We start from the raw sequence: 19160 nt of genomic DNA on the forward strand, positions 1-19160 counted from the left end.
CTGGCGCCGGCCTTAAGGTCGGCGCCTCAACTTGAGGAAAACATGTCTCACATTGCATTTGCCACGCTGAGCGAGCTGGCCCTAGGGCTGTCTGAAGGTCGCTACAGCTCGGTGGAATTGGCGCGGTACTTCCTGGACCGCATTGAGCGGGCCAACCCGGTGCTGAACGCTTTCGCCAGCGTGGACCGTGAGGGCGCTCTGCGCTTGGCCGAGGCCGCCGACGCGCGCCGGCGCTCAGGCTATGGCTTACTCAGCCCGCTGGACGGTCTGCCCATTGCCGTCAAAGATCTGTGCGACATCGAAGGCCAGATCACCACAGGCGGGTCCGCCGCCTGGCGGCAACGCCGCAGTGAGGTCACGGCCACCGCCGTCACCCGCCTGCTCGATGCCGGTATGGTCATTCTGGGCAAGACACAGATGGTCGAATTCGCCTTCGGCGGCTGGGGAACCAATCCCCTGCTGGGCACGCCGCGCAACCCCTGGGATATGCAGCATGCGCGCATTCCGGGCGGATCATCAAGCGGCTCGGGTGTGGCGGTTGCCGCCGGACTCGTCCCCGCAGCACTGGGTTCCGATACCGGCGGATCGGTGCGTATTCCTGCCGCACTCAATGGTGTGACCGGCCTGAAGACCACTCGCGGTCTGATCAGCCTGTATGGCGCCGTACCCCTTTCGACATCGCTGGACTCCATCGGTCCGCTCACGCGTGACACCCGCGATGCCATGCTGCTGACTGCCGTACTGGCCGGCCCCGACGCACGCGATCCGCTGACCCTGCATCAACCCGCCTTCCACTGCCCCGCTCCCGGCGGGTCGCTGCGCGGCATGCGCATCGCCATGATGTCGCCCACGCAATTCCCCCTGCCGATCGAGGCCGATACGCTGCAAGCTTTTGAAGAGGCCTGCCGTGTTCTGCAAAACCTGGGGGCCGAAATCCAACACCCGGCACTGCCCTTCGACTTCCATGAGATGATGCTGCGCAATGGCCAGATCATCGCAGCGGAGTCCTATGCCTTGCATCGCAGCTACATCGAGGACATGGAACTGCCCATCGGGCCGCATGTGCGGGCGCGGGTGTTGAACGGAAAACAGATCGGCGCAGCCGATTACATCGAAGCCCTGCAAGCGCAATCCGAGGCCTGCCAGGCCTGGCAAAGCTGGATTGCGGATTTCGATGCGCTGATCACTCCCTGCCTGCCCATAGCAGCCTGCCGCGTCGAAGAGGCAGACGAATTGTCGACTCCCCTGGCCGCCTTCACCCGGCCCGGCAACTATATGAACGCGCCTGGGCTGGCCCTGCCGGCCGGCTTCAGCAGCGAGGGGCTGCCGATTGGCGTACAACTGATGGGCGCCCCCTTCGCAGAAGACCGCCTGGGCCGAATCGGCATGAGCTTTCAACAAGAAACGGACTGGCATTTGCGCCAACCCGATCTTGCTGGCGCCGGGCTCTAAGCCTTGCGCTGCGCCGCGCGGCCAGCCCACGCGGCGCAAAGCTGGCTAGCCAAAGCAGTAAAGCGGCGAGCCGGCAGCGCTGACTAGCAATTTGCGCGGGCAGCCAGCCCATGCACACGGCGTAGTCCGTCAGTCGTCGCTGCTAGCGCGATAAGGCCCCAGCGAATCCGTCACCGTAAACGTCTCGCGGTTGAGCGACAGAAAACTGTCAATATCTCCCAGGTCGGTCAGCATCGTCGTCGCGACAGCGGCGGCATTGATGACCTGATCACGGCGCCGATTAATCTGGCCCCGACCGCCATGGATGCAGAAGGCGCCGCAATTGAGATGATTGTCGGCCGCATAGGCCCCCATCTGCTGATCGATCTTGGCGAGCTCAGCAAAGCTTTCCTCAGCTTCCTGGCGGAACTTATCTATCGACTTGCGCGCATTCGAAGACCAGATCTCGCAGGCCAGCATCAGCGCCTTGATCTCAGCCACCTTTTTTTCAAAGATATCCAGCCGGCGTTCGGCCTGCGCGACATGGCGGGCGGCGTCCGCCATGAAATCACATACCGCACCCCGACCCGCCGCATCCTGACGCGCCTCGCCCCACTTTTGGCCGACGCGCTGCAATTCGGTCAGATCATGCTCGGCTTTCCAGCGCATGCGATCCATCTCTTCAATACTGGCATCCTTGATAGAGAACTTCACGAACTCCGGATCCGTGCTGGCCAGCCCATCGAGCTTTTTGCCGCGAAGATACTCGCGATACTTTTCTTCGATCTTCGTCTGCACGCCGGAAAGAATGGTCGCCAGGGCAGGAATCGGCACCAGACCCAGCACGGTGCGCGTCACGTTGCCGCCAAGCTTCGCCCCTTTGGACAGCGCAGAACCACGGCTAGACACGGCGCTGCGCAACTCGTGCAATTTGGGTGAGTGCCAGACACGTTGGTGAATCGACTTATTGCCAACATGGTATTTGGCATATTCCCAGACATTGTTGGTGTGATTGCTCATGTTTGACTACCCCGAAAAATTGGAAAGCTTCCGATAGATCTGCATTCTGAACCTGCCATTTCAGGCTGCTGACAGATACCAGCAATTTCGGGCCAAACCCCGAACAATCGGGCTATCCAGGCAGTTAAGCCACGTCCAACAAGGAGAGCAGCCGCGCCAGCCCGCCCTCTTCCTGCGCAATAGATCGCATCAAGACATCCAAGGGCATTGCGCCCCAGGAAGCCGCCTGCCGCAGCAAATACGGCGTCGGGCTATGCGGCTCTATCTCGGCCAGATAGGCGGCAATCATCTCAATCTGCTGATAGGCATGCGCCCGATCGCGCGGACGCTCGATGCGCGCCGGCACTGACATCGTCTCCGGCTCCGCCGACGGCGCGACCACCTCAACGACTGGCTCAGGCTGCGATATCGCCTTGAGGGGCCAAAGTGCCGCCAGGCAGGCCTCCCATTGGCGAAACGCCTCGCGCAGAGGCTCAAAACTCGGCGCCTCCAATCCCAGATGCTCGTTCAACCGCCGATCAAGCGCCTCCCAAGCCAGACGCGCCTGGTCTAAGGCCGTGCGCAACACATCGCCGTGTTGCGGTTGCGCCGCGATAAGTCGCTCCACCTGCGCCATATCGGGCCCTTCTTGCAGCGCCTCATCTGCCTGTGCTGCACCGCGCATCGTCAGCCGGCGGAAAACATCAACCGTCAGCCATGCCTGGGCGCGGTTGTCCAACAAAGGAATATGGGCCAAAAGGACAACGGGCAATGTCGCCACCAGCCAGACAAAGGGCGCACGCCTTGCCTCCACATCGTCATCTTCGATGGCGGGCCAGCCATCTTCCCAAAAGTTGGCGATCAGGCCATCCAGCAATTGCGCCCCGCAGCACAGCCCCTCCAGACCCCGCTGCCTGGCCCATGCCTCGCATAGCCAGGCAGCGATCTGAAAGTCTTTGCCATGCTCGACCAGCGCTTCTTCACATAGCGCGGCAACGCCATTCCAGTCGGCCCGCTGCAACTCCCGCTGCCACTCTCCTTGCGGCAGAGAGGCATCATCTTCCTGGCGCATGGCGCTGATGCGCGTAGTGATCGGGTCATAGCGCAAGGATCGTCCGGCAGGTTCACCAGAAATGGCCTGCAAAAGATGTTCGATCACGGGCCACTCCCGGCTGGCGCGATGGGCGGCAAAGGCCGCGCCCAGTTGAGCGGCTTGCCCTCTCCGAGCGAGAAAAGATTCAGATCAACGAAGAACTTCAGCTTTTGACCCGGTGGCAAGCGAGCAAAGTCATTGATGTTTTCCACCATGACCGGCACCTCAAACCGCAACAGCCCGCTATCGAGCCCTTGCCAGCCCAGCATCGTGAATAGCGCCCACGGCCCCTGAAAGGTCCAACTGACCTGATGGCCATCTACCGACATCCGCGGCTGAGTGGGATCGGCCCGCGGCAGCAACGGCGCGTCCTTGGCCAGACGCACGCTCAGCGTTATCGGCAATCCCACCGCCCAGCGCAGGCGGGCGTCTGGCATGTCGCTGCCCACGGATTCGCTGCCTACGGACAAGGTCCAGGAAATAATCTGGTTGGCAGCAACCTCCGCCCCCCGATTTACCCGGAAGTTCCAGGCGAGGTGGTAGCCAGACTCGCCGGTCGCCGACCAAAGCGGCTGCAACACTTCAGCCCAGGCGCGAAAGCGCGTCAGAAAATCGGCGATCGCGCCAGGGGGCCACTCGTATGAGGGCAGCGACTGAAACCGCCCGAGCACATCCTGCACTCCCTGCACCGTCGCGGCGGGCCGAGGCACGACGCCACGCGACGGCGCCTTGGGATCGGCCACGGGCATGCGGCCACCCAGCAGTTCGTTGTAGGCCGTGGTGAAACGCCGCCAATCGGTCTGGAACTGCAAACTGTCGCGCCCGAGGCAACGCTCCCGCAGGGTCGCGGCCAGACGAGACCAATGCAGTTCGAAGTAACCCGACGAAGCGCTCGGCGCCGCAGGCCACTTGGCGCAGTCCTTGGTCTGCCCGGCCAGGCGTATCCATTGCTCAAGCCGCAGCAGGGCGCTATTAGGATTGCGCAAGGCATAACGTTCAAGTTCCTGCCCTATCATTTGCCATCGCTGCGCCACAACAGAGCGGGCATCACTCGGAGAAAGTGCCGTCAGATAAACGGCGGCTTGGGCCGACAACTCCTGCAACGTGCCCGCCTGCTGCGCCAGATAGGCATCCAGCCCCGCCAGGTCTGCAACACCAAAGGCTGCCAGCAAGGATGTGCCAGGCAGCGACACATCAGTTTGGACGGCATAAAGATCTGCGCGGCGCAACATGTCATCCAGATGCGTCAGCGCCGCCAGCGCCCCGCGCGAGAGCAATGCCAGCAACTCGCCACGCTCCCGCACCGCACCCAGGTCACCGAGCAGGGAGGCAATCCGCCGCACACGGTCGGCCGCCGCCTGAAACTCCATCGACCGTAAAGCGAAGCCTGGCTCAAGGGCAGCCACCGCCCGCCGATACAGACCCAGACCCGCCTGCGCATTCGCGCTTTGCATGACGGCCGGCACATAGGTAAGCGGCACGCCTGCCAGCCCCCGAGCCAAGAAGGCCGTGCGCGCATCCATCAACACCAGGGCCTGATCCAGCGCGCTGATATCCCAATGCACCAGCGCCGCCCCACGCAGATCAGGGACTTGCGTTGCGGGCGGCACTTGCATAAAGGGTTGCACCAGCAATCCCGCCAGACTGTCACGCAAAGCTAATCTGCCTGGCGACAAGACATACTGGTTTTCGCGCCATTGCAAACCCGCATCGGAACCAGAGGTAAATGACGCAATCTGACTGCGCAGCACCGCGAAGGCGTCCTGAAAGGACGCTCGGCTTTTCGCCACGACCGTCTGTCCCAACAGCGGCACCTTGGCAGCGGTGGAGAAAATCTGCTCAAGAAGGGGATCAGGCATGAAAACATCCTGGTGCAGCCAGGCGGTGTTGGCCGAAGAGAGCAGGTCTTGTTCCGCGGAAATGGCATGCACCAGATCGCGTAAATCGGCCTCTCCGTCGACGGGCGCGCGCTGCGTAAAAGCGGCCAGGGCATGCTGCGCCTTGCGCTCGGCGCGCAACAGAGGGTTTTGCGTGAACAGCGAGTCTTCGAGCTGCCCCATGCCTTTTTCGTAGGCGCACTGGAAGGCATCTGCATAGACATTCTGATGCGCCTCAGACGGCGGCATGGAGGCCAGGATCTGCAAGGCAGAGGGTGAGGCGTCTATCCCCAATGCATACTGAACCGCCGGCTGCAAAGACAGCACTCCCGCAGTCCTGTCGTGCCAGGCGCTCCAGGCATTCGAAAACCGCTCAACCTGGGAAACATAGGCCAGCATTGCACGAAAATCGGCGCGGTCGGTCAGCGCCAGCACATCAGCCCCCTCAGCAAGACCCGCCGGCGCACGGCATGGACCGTCCGGCCCCGTCTGGCCGCTCAAGGCCGTAGCGCGTGCCGCAAAGCCACGCTCAATCGCCACCCGCACCACGTCGCGGAATTCGCGCATCAGCGCCTCACGCAGCGCGGCATTCAGACCATCAAACATCGACCAGGAACCCGGCAGCATCCAGGCCAAACCACCTTCGCCGCGAACCTCCGGCTCCAGCCCCAGCAGCGTGATTGCGCTGCGGCGATACCAGTCTGCCGAACGGTCCTGATCATCTGCTGCCGCAATGCGCCGTATCTCTCGCAGGGCGGCCACCTGTCCTGGCGCATGGCGGCCGACATCGATGGTGGCGACCACGATACCTATGGCCCATACGCCCAGCACGCCCCCGGCGGCAAGGCGCAAGCCTTTGTGCAAGAGCGGGCGTGTCAGCGTGGCATTGCGGATCGGGCGTGTCAGGCCGGATTCCAGAAAAATCTTGCGCTCGAACACCGCACGAAGAAAGGCCGGCTGCAGCAAGTCCGGCGCATTGGCCGACTGAGGCGTCTGGAGTTCGCCACTGTCTCCGGTCAGGTAAACGCCCCGCAACAAAAACGGCTCGTGATAAACATTGGGCCGCATCAACTCATCCAGATACAACTGGAGCTGGGGTTGAATTTCACGTACGCGCGAGGTCAAGACCAGCATATCGGCGACGCCCACCTCGCGCGTGACCAGAACCTCGGCCACGGTATCGTCAACCGTAGCGGCAACGTCCGCCATCGCCTGCTCTACCCAGTCGGACTGATAAGAAATCGATGGATCGTAAGGCGATGACCAGCCCAACATGCTGGCCCGCATACCATCTGGCAGGGCACGCGCAAAGGCGCTGAAGCCCGTCATGCTCTCGCACTCTGTCACCAGAACATACAGAGCCAGGCGCATGGCGAAGCGGTTCTGAGCCAGCCACAGACGTCTATGCATCACACCGGCACGGCGTATCAGCTCGGGGCGCGCTTCGCTATCCAGCAGCAGGGCCGCAGGAATCGTCACGACAACGCTATCAAATGGCCGCTGCGGCCGGTAACTGCGGCACAGCGTCAGGAACTGCTCCCACTGCTCGTCCCTGTCACTTTCTTGCGTCGCCCCGACCGCGAGATCAACCACCACGCCCCGCTCGAAGAACTCCCAATGAATTTGTTGTGACAAGGCGGGGCCACTGCCATAGACTCCCGGAATGCCGGTATGCCCCAGGGGAAGACGCGCCTGATCGCCATCCTCGAGCACCACGACCCAGGGCACGTTATAGCGTTCGGCGCGCGAACTGATATTGGACTCGATGATATCGATAGCCTGCCGAAAACCGGCACGCAAGGCGTCGGCCGACCAAGTGGGCACCACCTCAGGCTTGGGCTTTTCGCCCACCGGACGCGTGGCGAAGTAAAGCACCACCGCGACCCCGAGAATGGCCACGATCAACAGCACCAATACCGAGACGAGAAAGAGGTTGTTGCTCAGTAGCATCCTGCCCTTCCAGGAGAGGCGTCACGCCTCCATTCAATTGCCTGATTCGACATGGTTTAATTCAGTCCGAACCGGCCACGACTGCCACAGCCAGGCGATTTCCGATAACGCCAGCATCCCCACCACGGCAATCAGAAAAAGCAGTGAGCCGCGGCTGACAGCGACAAACCGGCGCGGAGAAAAATGCGACAAAAGATGCGCATAAGCCTTGGGCTCAATGACGCGGTCCAGACTATCGAGATCCGGCCTACGCTGATAGGAAAACTCGTAGAGCTCCAGGCGGTATTCACGCAAACGCCCTTCCTGCCCCTCCCCCCGAAAGCGGCCCTCATAGCCCAAGGCCAAGGCATAGAGCAAGAGGCGCGCCAATCCCCGCTGAGCCGGCTCCTGGTCACGCAGAATTTTCTCTATCAGCTCGAAAATCCGGTCACCCGCAACATTGCTGCGGTACAAAGCAGACTCCAATAGATAATCCCCCCAGCAGGCCTGGCCCGGCCAAGGCGTATGCAGCAACAACTCGTCTGCCACCGCCGCCTTGAGATAGCGCGAGTCGGCCATGTTTTCAATATCGAAGCGCGAGCTCTCGCGGCGCGCTTCTAGGGTCTGGATCTCAAGGGCGTCGATTAACTGCATGTTGACGCGGCGCGCGGCATCGCAGGCCGGCTCACCTTCGGCAGCGGTGCGCATGAGGTTCAACAACAGCTCGACATAGCTGACAAACTGCCCAAGCATGACATCGGTTGCGGACGCTTCCTTGGGCATACGCGTGAAGCTCATGCATCCTCCTGCGTGAACAACACGATTTCCGAAGGCCGCTCGGCTAAAGCCCCCTCATTAGGATTGGCAATATGGAGCATGCCTCCGGATCTCAATGTGGCGGCATCGATTCGGAATAACGCGTAGCCGTTGCGATACCTCATGCTGCCCGACTCGCCGACAGGTTCTCGTGCGGCGCCGAGCACCCGTCGTCCACGCAATGCCGAGAACTCTGACTGATCACCGATAACGGCCCCGCTCATCCAGGCAATCGCGGCCCGCTCGGACGTGCTCATCACACCCACCAACAACTCCTGTTCCAAGGTGCTTTCCAGGCGCAACTCGAACACACCGTCTACAAGCACAAATTTGCTCAGCCGGTAAGCCTCACTGACCTCGGCAGCCATCTCATTGAGAAAACGCAGCAGCGGATCTAGCGCGGCCTGCGGTCGCTCATGGTCATAATCCGGCGGAATGGGCGCGACCTGTCCTGGGCAGAGCAGCGCCATCGGACCCGATAGCGTCACCAGGGCCAGATACAGATCGCAGGGATGAAGACGAGGCAGACGCAACACCCCTTCCGCACCAGGCAGAGCGGCCATCAAGGCCATCAGCTTGCCCCGCTGCTCCGCCTGAGCCAGACGGCTTTCGAGATCAGAAACGGGGGTCAGCGTCTGTTTCGCCAAATAAACGGCTTTGGCGCGTATCCGCGCCAAGACTGCTACCGCCTGACGGTATGGCTCGCCATCGCGCGGCAGATGCAGCAGCGGACCCAGACGCAAGCCGCGCTTGACGGTGCTGCCCTCCTGAACGAAGTTCCCCAGCAGCAAACCCGTGCGATCGGGGCCGGGTGCCTCGCCCGCCAATAGCTGCAAGTCCGGCACCCAACGCGGCACTTCCGCGTCTGGTGCATCAGAAACCAGGTCTTCTTCGACACTGACCGCAACACTAATGAAACGTCGTTGTCCCAGCGCCAGCGTGAGGTAAACATCAACCCCCTCTTGCTGCATCGCGCTTTCAAACGGGCCCAGATCGACCTCGAGCGGGGTGCCTGCCAGCGCCGAGTACGACACCAAGGTGCCATCCGCTAGCACCGCCTCCAGCTCCAGCACCCTCAGCCTGCCCACAGGCAAAAGCTGCTCATCCAGGACTAAATGGCTCAAACCCCAAGCCAATGGCTGGGCAGCCAGGGTCTGCGCAGCCACCAGACTATCCACTCTGGCGGACAGTTGCTGGAAATGCTGTGGCGCGAGCAGCATCCCTTCATGCCACGCGATCCGGTCTACGACCTGCGCATTTTTCCCCACAGTTGACGCTCCCGAAGATTTCAACGACGAACCACGGCGTCTCAAGGTGCGAGCAGCACCCTGACATTCCTGGCCCCCAGATAAAGCCGCAGTGTTCCGTTCAATTGCGTAATGCGCGTGCGGTGCGCGCCCGACCCGCCATAACGGGCAAAGAGATAAACGCCCATCGTCCGCCCGGCGGGAAGCCCCTGCGCGCCCACTGTCCACTGTTGGCCCGGCACCAACTCCCAACTCACCACGTCAAGCTGGGCACCGTACGCCGCACGCAAATCCGCGCGACGCTCAAACCATTGCTCAGCCGACAGGGCCGCGAGCTGCCCGCCAAGCATGGCGTCACGCGCAACCACCAGATCGACCGCCAGCGCGCTGTTGTCATTCATGTCGCTTGACGCCGTGATCACCGCGCCCTTCCAGGACAGGCGCTCTCCAGAGGATCCGATCCAGCCGCAACCTGCTAACAGAATCAAGCAGGAAATCAGCCATAACAACCTCATGAGCGCGCTCCCAAACCAAGGCCTAAAAGCAGAACCAAACTCGCGCAACCAAGCAACACAGCACCCAGCAGATATAGCTGGCTGCGGGACAGCGTCAGCCGCCATATCTCGGTATTGTCTTCTCGTGCCGCAGCCGCTTCGAACTGTTCACTCAACCAGGCTGCCACCACGCACACCGCAATCAAATTGAGCAAGTTACGCACCCCATCACATAAGGGATCGATCGCCATCGCAACAATAATGGCGGCCTCTAGCGGCAGCCCCAGATACAGCATGATCATCTGGAAGTGCCAGGGTGCGATGCTCCCTTTCGCGTCAGCCGACATAAAGGCGAGCACCACGCCCAGCAACACAACCACGATGACGTCTGTCGCCGTCGGCGTCAGCCCGTAAATACCGGCCGTGAACATCGTCACCAAAGCCAGGTAAACAGCCATTCCGGGACGAACGGTGATCGCACCCAGCGGAATCGCCGTCTCACTCACATGGCGAGGACACCCCAGCTTTGTGCTCATCGCCTCGATGGCCAGCGACACCGCAGCAATAGGATTACCGGTAACGAGCGCGACGGCAGCGGGCTCTTTCAAAGCCGTCAAGGTCTGAAAATAACTTCGTCTTGTCCGCCAGGCGATAAAACCCACCGAGCAAAGCACCATGAGCAAGACCACCAGGACGAAGCTAAACAGCAGGCTGGACAAGGCACGCACCCCTGCACCACTCACCATCGGCCCGAGATGAACGGCCACACCGAAGACCACCAGAGGCAAAGCCAGGTTCATCACATTGATGGCGCGGGTCAGGGCGCGGTAGACGGCCTCGATCAGGGTGTCGAAGAACTGTGTAGACACGCTGTTCTGCCGCGCGATGGCCACCCCGAAGAGGCAAATGCCGAATATTCCCTGCAACAGATGCCCTTGCGCCAGCGCGCCATAAATGCTGACGGGCACGGCAGAGGTCGGCCTATCCTCGACGACCGGCAAACTGGTATGCATGACAATATGATCTCCCGGCATATGCGCTTGAGAGAACATATTCCCCAACTCCGCAAGCTGCGGCGCGGTCAATCGGGGCAGCATCCCATAGGAAGCCAGAACCCCCGCCAATGCCGCCAGCAAGGTCACGCAGAACGCCGCCGTCGTCATGCGAATCACGGCGGAACCTGGCGCCTGCAAGTCGAAAAGCTGACGGAACCCGAACAGAACCGCCGCCACGACCAGCGGCAGTGCCATCGCCTGCAAAAGGCTTTGATAAATGACGCTCACATAGCCAAGAGACTCGGACAGCCCCGGAAACCACAGGCCGAGCACCCAGCCGCTCGCCGCCGCTGCCAGCAATGAGGGCCAGCACAGCCACAGCGGCTCACCCGAACCACGTTGTGAGAACCTCGAGGCAGGATGCATGTCAAATTCGCAACGGCTTGGGGCAAATGCCCGCAACCACCGCAAAATTTCCGATCACAAGCAGAAGTGTGCGCAACATGTCACACACCGGATCAATGGCCAGAAACAACAAAAAGGCTGCCTCGAAGGGCAATCCCAGGTAGCCGCAGGCGATCCCGATCAGGGACACGGTCAGTATCCCCGTTGAACCGGCCGAAGCCAGCCCAGCCAGCATCGACGCGAAGATCACCAGCAATAGCTGAACGGGCGTTGGATCAACCCCATAGAGCTGCGCAATAAACAGGGTTGCGCACACGTAGTAAACGATGGGGCCAAGACGCAGCAGGGACAGGCTGAGCGGGACCAGCAGCTCAACCGTGAAACGGGAGTAACCCAGACCCGTTGCCAACCCCTCTATCATCGACGGCATGGCGGCGGCGCTATTGCGCGTCGCGATCGCCATCGAAAATGGCTCGCGCATGGCCAACAGCGTTGCGCGGAGATTGCCGCCCGAACGCTGCCACACGAGCACGACAGCAAGCGCCATCAGCAACAGGCTGGCCAGACCAAACGCAACCAGAAACCACAACATCGCCAGAATCGGCTCGATACCGGACTTGGCCATTTGCGATGCGCTCATGCACAACAGAATCAAGGGCAGGGGCAAGCTAAGGCTATGAATGATCTTCTGGCAGGCATAGTAGATGGTCTCCAGAACCGCGCTTAGCCCTGAAGCAATCCGCTCAGGAACAGACCCCACTGCCAGACCGAACAGCAGGGCGAAGATCAGCGCCTTCAGCATGTCTCCTGCGGCAAGCGCCGCAAAGATGTTGGTCGGTATCAGATTGCCGAGCATGGAGGCCAGGCTGGGTCCGGCCACCACCACATCAGGACCGTGAAGCTGAACGCGAGCGACTTCTGCCTCTCCGCCTGCCCCTACGTAGCTGCCCAAGGCGTCAAGCACGGAACGCGGTAGATCGCTGCCTGGCGTCAAAAGAAGCATGAGGACCATGCCAGTTAACGCGACCAGGACCATAGACGCCAGGAACATAACGATGAGGCGAACGAAAAGCAGGGGTGCATCGCCCACGCGAAACAGACGCTGAATACTGAAGATGACCGCAGAGATCATGAAAGGCAGCGTCGTCATCTTCAAGAGATCGATATAAATATCTCCGACGAAGCCCACCTTGGTGCCGAAGGCAGGCCAGATCGCGCCTGCGCCAGCGCCGATCACCAGGCAAAGCACCACCACCAGCGGATTCAAGGAGAAGGCCTGGATCGATTTCAGAAGCCGCGATGCGCTGCGCTTACCTTCGCTTGGCTTTTTCAAGGTCGTCGAGGTCATAGGGCTTTCCGCGCATTCCAAGATATAGGTTGACGTAATTCAGCAAAGCAGGCGCATCGAGATTGACCGCGACAGAGAACTTGTCCCACAAATCATCCAATGTGACCATGCGCAACTTAAGTGCCGCAGCCGGGTCATCGCTCAGTACTTTTTTTATTTCGTATTCATCTCGATACACCGCCTCGACTTTTCCCGTGAGCAAGGCATCGATCACCTCCTGCCAGGATGAGTAGTAATGCACATCCGCGTGAGGAAAGGTGCTCTTGACACGAGAGGCATAAGACGACCTGGCCCACACGCCCATCGTGCCGTCATAATGACGAATGACCGCACCCATGCTGCGCCCGCCCTGACGCTTCGCAAATGCAACCCGATTAACAAGCAAGGCCTGATTCAGGCTGACATAGGGTTCGCTGAAGGCCATGAACTGCGTCCGCGCCAGGGTGCGAGATAGTTTGCTGATGCCCAGATCCGCCTTGCCCTCCCCAAGGCGTTGCAGCACCTCATTGAAAGTCCGGGCGCTGCGATCGATTTCCAGCCTTACATTCAGACCATCAGCAAGGCCTCTGGCAAGGTCTACGTCGATGCCGACCAGCTCGCCATTCACCTCTGAGAAGTAAGGGGGCTGGTCGACATTCAGCATGGACACAATGAGAACGCCGCGCTGCTTGATGGCACTGATCTCAGGTGAGTACAGACTGCCATCGGGCCACATAACCAGGCCTGTGTCGGTGCGTTTCAAGGGCAGCTCAGCAAGAGCGGCAGACCGTGGCGCAGACGCAGTGCCTGAGGCGGCCGGGACCGGGGTGGCGGACGGCGAACTGGCCGCCGCGGGCGCCAAACATGGCATGAGCGCTAGCAAAGCCAACAGAAGCAAAGACCAAGCACGACGCATCACGACTTGACCTCGGCCTTGACTGCGGGCGGCTCAGCAACGCGGCTGCCTATCTGGACCCCAAGCAAAAACAACAAGAGAAAAACTGCGATGATGCAGATCGCTAATAGCGTCAGCATGCGACGAGTCAAGGTAAAGACAATAGCGCTCATGGATTAACTCAGCATGGTCTGAAATTGAGCGGGCGCAACAATGCGGATAAGACCTCCCCAGCCGCAGGTGAGCACATCGCTTTCGCGCAGCCCCGGCTTGCCAGATAAAAGAACATTCAACTGACCAGGAACCCAGGGCGTGGATGTCATGGGCATGCAGGGAGCCGGTGTGGGGGTACCCAAGGCCGCCGCCGTAGCCGCCACCACAGCGGGATTTGCCGGGCAGACACACATGCCGAACGGCGGAATATTGAAGCCTGGCACATGATCCATGACCGTCGCTGCCGGCAGCCCCCCTGTCAGGATGGGCGACGGGGTAGCATTCAGCACGGATGGCGCCAAGCCGAACGAGCAGGCAAGCGTCGCACCTGTTGTGATCTGACGTGTCATGAACCGCCCCTTAACCAACGTTCGAGGCGCGAGCCCTGCGGCCCGGCATCCTCCCGGGACACGGGCGCCCAGGGCGCCTGCGGCTTACCGCCCTGATAGAGCCGCTTGGCCGCGAGCTCGCCATCGGCGCCATAGCGGCAGGCCGGCCCATGCAGAAGACCTTGTTGATAGGTCATGGACTCCAGCCGCCTGCCGCCCTCGTCATAGTGATGCCACTCACCTTCCGGCAAACCACGATGAAAAGACCCTTCACGAATCAGCACACCTTCTTGAAACCACTGTGCCGGGCCCTCAAGCTGACCGGCGGCGTAAAACACTTGGCAAACGACGTTGCCGACGGCGTCAAAGCTCTGGCTCGGCCCATCAAGCTGCCCCATGGCGTAATGCTGCAGGCCCACCAAGCGACCATTCAAGTAATGGCGGGACTCGCCATGGAGTTTTCCACTGAGGTAATCCGCTTCATGAAGGGGTGAAGAATCTTCATTGATGATGGTGCAGCGTCCGTGCAGAGACCCCTGTCGCAGCGTGCCATCGATACGCTCACCCGTAGCAAGCTTGAAAAGAAAGGCGGATGCCTCTTCACCGACCCCATCCGCATCGTTCATTGCCATGACTGTTTGCTGCATCAGTTCACCTTCACAAGCCCACCCTTGACGAGCAATAGACCGCCGCCATCCAAGGTCTGTGTGGCAGATGCCTTTTGCTCTATAGACAGGCCTTTAACACTCACCGTGGAGGAGGATTCCAGGCTGTAACCGCCTATTGTCTTTATCGTTAGCATGCCTCGTACATCAAGCGTCAAGTTTCCGGACACAGTGAGCACATAATCGCCGGCCACTTCACGGCTGAACCGCGCTCCATTGAGATGCGTTTCGTCACCCGTCACGTTGATCTCTCGTTTTCCCTGGACCTCATGCCGCTCGTTGCCATCGGCAACGCGAATCACGCGATCACCCTTTTCAATGGAATGGGTTTCTCCCTCACCAACCTGGGTGAAGAGTTGAGATTGAGCCTCGACCTTCATGTCTTTTTGCGCGCGCAGATAGAACTGCTCTTCACCCGCGCGATCCTCCATCCGCAGCTCGTTACCCGCCTGGCCCGAAGGCGTCGATCGGGAGCGCAGCACCGTCTGCGTCTGCTGATCGGGGAGTTGCAATGGCAGCGTTTGTTTGACGTTGTAGAGCGTGCCTACCACTAATGGCTGATCCGGATCACCGTCGGCATAGGCAACCAGCACCTCCTGCCCCACTCTGGGCAGGAACCAGGCGCCCCACCCCTGTCCCGCCAGCGGCTGAGTCACCCGCATCCAACACGAGGCATCCTGGTTTTTCTCCGGACCATCATCCCAATGAAACTTGACCTTGATGCGGCCATGATCATCCGTCCAGATTTCCTCGCCAGACGGGCCTACCACAACGCCGGTGTGCGTTCCGGCTACCTTAGGCCGCGCGGTCAGGGGCAAGGAGCGAAACGGCAAGGACTCCGGAAAGATATCGACCTGATTGTGGTATTCACCTTGACGAAAATCATGGGCCACCGTTTTCAGGATATAGCTCTGGTCATAGCGCGAATCAGGGTGGCCGCGCAGGCGGAACTTGGCGCCGGCGCACAGCGCCGGACTTTCGCTGCGGGCGGACCCGCTTTCTCGACGCAACTGGAGCGCAGCCGCCAGAATGTCCGCCTTGCGTTTACCCTCCCCTTCTTGGGTATACCTGCCCGGGTAGCAGTAAAGCCGCCCTCCCTGGGCTTTCGCCCCATCGGTATGCAAAACCGTGGCGTTCAGGTAGTCATAATCAGCCAACACCGGGGCAGGGCCCTCCACCTCGGCCGACAGGGCAAGATCGAACAACCCCGGCTTATCCGGCCCTTGAGGCGCATAAACAAGCTCCGATGCGCCAGCGCATTCACGATGCGCGGCGGGTGAGTCCGCCAAAATCAAGGTATGGCCGCTCTCCGAGAAATCGAAGAAATAGAAAATCCCCTCTTCTTCCATCAGACGCGAAACAAAATCCAGAGGGCTCTCATCAAACTGCACACAATATTCACGCCGGGGATAGTTCGTGTCACGCAACTTGGGGGTGACGCGGATAGCGTGTTGATCCAGCACTTTGCGCAGAATCTCAGGCACGGTCATGTCCTGAAAGATTTTGCGATCCCGGCCCTCGGCCATCAAACACATGCGCGGCTGCAAGCGGGCCTCGTACCAGGCATTGCGCGCGTCGGCCCCAAGGTGGCTGAAACGCGTTACCAGACCATGCAAAAACCTCGCACGACTGCCGGGCCGCTGCAATCGCACCGTCATCTGGCTGCCGAGGAGCGCCTTGGGATCGATGTCGAGCTTCTCGGAGCGCAAACGCAAGCGAAAGTCGAAGAGGGCCGATAGCGCCTCGGTGCCCCGCAGCGCCTCCAGCAACAAAACGTTCTGACCGAGGGAGGTATCGACTGAACCCAACCAACGATGCTGAACCTCAGTCATGCTCTGCTTCCTTAGCGGTCAAGCCAAAGACAAAGTTTCCGCTACTGTCCACGCTCAGACGCACAAGGGCGAACTCGGCGCCTGTGGACAGGCAGTCCAGCACCTGGCTGGCAATCTCGGGCAGAACCACCTGCGTGAGAATGTGGTCCACATTGCGCGCACCGCTATCGACTTCTCGGCAGCGGCGTGCAATCTGCTGCGAGACCTCCGGCGTCCACTCGAACTCGGCCCCGTGGTTGAGCCGTATGCGCTCAGCGATTTTGTTCAGCTTCAGCCTGACAATGCGCTCTAACTGGACGTCTTGCAGCGGGTAATAAGGAACGACAACCGTTCGCCCCAGAAAGGCAGGGCCGAATTGCCGAGACAGCGCAGCGTGCAAGCGCTCGCGCAGCGCTTGGGCATCGGGCCACACCTCGCCCGCGCAGGCATCAGTAATGACATCCTGCGCAGCATTGGAGGTCAGAATGATGAGGGTGTTGCGAAAATCAATCGGCGTGCCCTCACCGTCTTCCATTTCCCCTTTGTCGAACACCTGGAAGAAAAGCTCCAGCACGTCGGGATGCGCCTTCTCTATCTCGTCCAGCAACACCACGCTATACGGCCTGCGCCGGACCGCCTCGGTCAAGACACCGCCCTTGCCATAGCCCACATAACCCGGCGGCGCACCCTTCAGGCCCGAAACGCTGTGGGCCTCCTGGTACTCCGACAAGTTGATAGTGATCATGTTGCGTTCGCCGCCATAAAGAATATCGGCCAGCGCCGTAGCGGTCTCCGTTTTGCCCACGCCGCTGGGCCCCACCAGCAGAAATACGCCCACAGGCTTGCCCGGATCATCGAGTTCGGCGCGAAACGTCCTCACCCGCCGTGCAATCGCATCTAGCGCAGCGTCCTGCCCCACGACCCGCTCGCGCAGCCGGTCTTCGAGATTGAGCACCGTATGCAGCTCATCGGTAAGCATCCGCCCCACGGGTATACCGGTCCAGCCGGAAATGACCCGGGCAACAACAGAGGAGTCAACGCAACTGGGCACCAGCGCCTCATCGGCCTGCAGTACCTCCAGACCTTTTTCGAGACGCAGCAAATTGTTCGTCATGTCGCGCAACTCCTCGGCGCCCGCCTCGGCTTGAACGGCCTGCTCGATCCGAGCACGCCAGGCTCTGATCTGTTGCACTGCCAGGCGTTCATTGTCGAGGCGATCCAGCAAATGCGTCTTCTCTGCGGCAAGCTCTTCTATGCGCTGCGTCAGTTGCTCCACTTCGGCGGGGTTGCCCTGGCCTTTCGCCACCTCATGACGCAGCAGATTCAGACGGCCGCGCGCCAGTTCGAGCTGACGGTCCAACGTCTCCAAGGCCTGGGGCGGCCCGTTGTGGGCAGAGGCGACAATAGCGCAGGCCGTATCCAGCACACTCACCGCCTTGTCCGGCAACTGCCTGCCCGACAGATAGCGATGAGAAAGACGCACCGCATCGCGCACGGCGCTATCGAGAACTTCCACCTGATGATGCTGCAACAGACGTGGCACAACCGCGCGCAGCATCTCCACTGCCGTGTCCTCGGAGGGCTCATCCACCTTGATGACCTGAAAGCGCCTGGCCAAGGCGGGATCGCGCTCGACATAGCGTTTGTATTCCGCCCAGGTGGTCGCCGCGATGGTGCGCAGTTCCCCCCTGGCCAAAGCAGGCTTGAGCAGGTTGGCCGCGTCCCCCTGGCCCTCCGTGCCCCCTGCCCCTATCAGCTGATGAGCTTCATCGATGAAAAGTACGATGGGCCGTGGGGAGGACTTCACCTCTGCCATCACGCCTTTGAGTCGGTTTTCAAATTCGCCTCGCACGCCTGCGCCGGCCTGCAGCAAGGCGAGATCCAGCGTGCATAGCTGCACATCCTTCAAAGAAGGCGGCACAGTCCCTTGCGCGATGCGCTGCGCCAAGCCCTCCACGACAGCCGTTTTACCGACGCCGGCCTCGCCAGTCAGGATAGGGTTGTTCTGACGCCGACGTAAGAGCACGTCGATCAATTGCCGAATCTCGGCATCGCGCCCGGTCACCGGGTCTAACCCCCCTGCCAGCGCGATTTCGGTCAGGTTTACCGTGTACTGCGAGAGCGCCGACGTCGCTCCACGCTCGGCGACCGAGCCACCCTCCTGTCCCGCAGCTAGCGCATCCGGCAAGACCGCGCGCAGTTGTTCGCGCGGGATATTGAGCAGGGAGGGCGCGCTGACCAGAATCGCCTGGCGTAATTCGTCTTTCTCAAGCAGCGCAACCAGCAGGGTGCCGGAACGAATCTGCTGCTCGCCTAACAACAAGGCGCTTTGCAACAAGGCCTCTTCAAACCAGGCCGCGAAATAAGGCGATAACGCAGGCGTACGGGGATTACCACGCTTGAAGGCATCGATCGATCGCTTTAGCTGAGCGGACAACATCTCCCGGTCTACCCCCATACGCTCGATCAACAGCTCCAGGTCCGGAGCTCTGGCCTCCTGCAAAGCGAGTAAAAGGTGCTCGACTTCCACAGTGTGGTGCGTCTGTCGGACGCACAACTGGGCCGCCTCTTCCATTGCCGTTTTACACACCGCATTCATGCGGGTCAGCAGGGTTCGTATATCTGTAGCCACGC

Annotated in this window: 16 protein-coding genes; 2 read left to right on the forward strand and 14 right to left on the reverse strand. The window is 60.8% G+C overall.

Features of this window, described 5'->3' with window-relative positions:
- The first annotated feature begins 42 nt into the window (after positions 1–42).
- Positions 43–1452 (forward strand): amidase, encoded by a 1410-nt coding sequence (locus tag U0029_RS15695; RefSeq protein ID WP_012415987.1) that lies wholly within the window; start codon positions 43–45, stop codon positions 1450–1452.
- A 129-nt stretch (positions 1453–1581) separates the two neighbouring features.
- Here U0029_RS15695 and U0029_RS15700 read toward each other — a convergent pair whose 3' ends face one another.
- From U0029_RS15700 to tssK, 5 genes are all read right to left on the reverse strand, one after another.
- Entirely contained in the window at positions 1582–2451 is an 870-nt protein-coding gene (locus U0029_RS15700) for a hypothetical protein (protein ID WP_012415986.1), read from the reverse strand.
- A gap of 124 nt (positions 2452–2575) precedes the next feature.
- Positions 2576–3589: a type VI secretion system protein TssA gene (tssA, locus tag U0029_RS15705; RefSeq protein WP_039051979.1), complete on the reverse strand. Its 1014-nt coding sequence runs from the start codon at positions 3587–3589 to the stop codon at positions 2576–2578.
- Positions 3586–7350, reverse strand: a complete 3765-nt coding sequence (locus U0029_RS15710) for a type VI secretion system protein (protein WP_114851627.1) — start codon at positions 7348–7350, stop codon at positions 3586–3588. The genes tssA and U0029_RS15710 overlap by 4 nt, the downstream gene beginning before the upstream one ends.
- Positions 7351–7383: 33 nt before the next feature.
- On the reverse strand, positions 7384–8127 hold the full coding sequence (locus U0029_RS15715) for a DotU family type IV/VI secretion system protein (protein WP_012415983.1): 744 nt from the start codon (positions 8125–8127) through the stop codon (positions 7384–7386).
- On the reverse strand, positions 8124–9335 hold the full coding sequence (gene tssK / locus U0029_RS15720; RefSeq protein ID WP_265737927.1) for a type VI secretion system baseplate subunit TssK: 1212 nt from the start codon (positions 9333–9335) through the stop codon (positions 8124–8126). The genes U0029_RS15715 and tssK overlap by 4 nt, the downstream gene beginning before the upstream one ends.
- Here tssK and U0029_RS15725 point away from each other — a divergent pair.
- On the forward strand, positions 9261–9419 hold the full coding sequence (locus U0029_RS15725) for a hypothetical protein (RefSeq protein ID WP_231838792.1): 159 nt from the start codon (positions 9261–9263) through the stop codon (positions 9417–9419). The two genes, tssK and U0029_RS15725, sit on opposite strands and share 75 nt — an antisense overlap.
- A 35-nt stretch (positions 9420–9454) precedes the next feature.
- On the opposite strand, the gene U0029_RS15730 is transcribed toward U0029_RS15725, so the two are convergent.
- From U0029_RS15730 to tssH, 9 genes are all read right to left on the reverse strand, one after another.
- Positions 9455–9907: a hypothetical protein gene (locus U0029_RS15730; protein ID WP_012415981.1), complete on the reverse strand. Its 453-nt coding sequence runs from the start codon at positions 9905–9907 to the stop codon at positions 9455–9457.
- Positions 9904–11307: a dicarboxylate/amino acid:cation symporter gene (locus U0029_RS15735; RefSeq protein WP_114851625.1), complete on the reverse strand. Its 1404-nt coding sequence runs from the start codon at positions 11305–11307 to the stop codon at positions 9904–9906. The genes U0029_RS15730 and U0029_RS15735 overlap by 4 nt, the downstream gene beginning before the upstream one ends.
- 1 nt (position 11308) lies before the next feature.
- Positions 11309–12553, reverse strand: coding sequence for a dicarboxylate/amino acid:cation symporter (locus U0029_RS15740; RefSeq protein ID WP_445607629.1), 1245 nt, complete (start codon positions 12551–12553; stop codon positions 11309–11311).
- A gap of 43 nt (positions 12554–12596) precedes the next feature.
- The gene (locus U0029_RS15745; RefSeq protein WP_236824193.1) at positions 12597–13376 is read right to left on the reverse strand and encodes a substrate-binding periplasmic protein; all 780 of its coding nucleotides are present in this window, start codon (positions 13374–13376) and stop codon (positions 12597–12599) included.
- Positions 13377–13528: 152 nt separating this feature from the next.
- Positions 13529–13681 (reverse strand): hypothetical protein, encoded by a 153-nt coding sequence (locus tag U0029_RS15750; RefSeq protein ID WP_162790323.1) that lies wholly within the window; start codon positions 13679–13681, stop codon positions 13529–13531.
- A 3-nt stretch (positions 13682–13684) separates the two neighbouring features.
- Positions 13685–14071, reverse strand: coding sequence for a DUF4280 domain-containing protein (locus U0029_RS15755; protein WP_114851622.1), 387 nt, complete (start codon positions 14069–14071; stop codon positions 13685–13687).
- Complete coding sequence (locus tag U0029_RS15760) at positions 14068–14682, reverse strand: toxin-antitoxin system YwqK family antitoxin (RefSeq protein WP_114851621.1); 615 nt, start codon at positions 14680–14682, stop codon at positions 14068–14070. Before U0029_RS15760 ends, U0029_RS15755 begins: the two co-directional genes overlap by 4 nt.
- A gap of 14 nt (positions 14683–14696) precedes the next feature.
- Positions 14697–16547, reverse strand: coding sequence for a type VI secretion system Vgr family protein (locus tag U0029_RS15765; RefSeq protein ID WP_114851620.1), 1851 nt, complete (start codon positions 16545–16547; stop codon positions 14697–14699).
- On the reverse strand, positions 16540–19158 hold the full coding sequence (gene tssH, locus U0029_RS15770; protein WP_086935756.1) for a type VI secretion system ATPase TssH: 2619 nt from the start codon (positions 19156–19158) through the stop codon (positions 16540–16542). Before tssH ends, U0029_RS15765 begins: the two co-directional genes overlap by 8 nt.
- Positions 19159–19160: the final 2 nt, after the last annotated feature.

The sequence above is a fragment of the Bordetella avium genome, from assembly GCF_034424645.1.
In the GTDB taxonomy this organism is placed as follows: domain Bacteria; phylum Pseudomonadota; class Gammaproteobacteria; order Burkholderiales; family Burkholderiaceae_B; genus Bordetella; species Bordetella avium.